The sequence below is a fragment of the Paraburkholderia sp. SIMBA_054 genome, assembly GCF_046534875.1.
In the GTDB taxonomy this organism is placed as follows: Bacteria; Pseudomonadota; Gammaproteobacteria; order Burkholderiales; family Burkholderiaceae; genus Paraburkholderia; species Paraburkholderia hospita.
On record NZ_JAWRXV010000553.1, the window covers coordinates 1 to 290 of the forward strand.

The window sequence follows — 290 nt, forward strand, 5'->3', positions numbered from 1 at the left end:
TGATTGATAATGTCTTGCGCATCGTTCATCGGGACGCGCTTGAGCTCAATGCCATATTCTTCTTTCATGCGCGGTGCGACCCATTCGTCCAAATAATCATTGATATTATCGCTTCCGCCCCACATATACATATTGACTTCCTGGCCTTGGGCGGCATCTTGAACCACATTCCAGTCATCCGTCAATAAGCTGTCCGCATCCTTTGCATTGCCGGCCTCTTCAGATGAACAGGCAGATAAGGCAAGGGCGAGTGTGCCGAACGCCGCTATTGGAAATTTCCTCATTGCTTC

At 49.3% G+C, this 290-nt stretch carries 1 protein-coding gene; it reads right to left on the reverse strand.

The window, feature by feature from the left end; translation table 11 throughout:
• The coding region (locus SB822_RS56305; protein WP_410859007.1) for a hypothetical protein at positions 1–290 on the reverse strand (290 nt) is incomplete at both ends.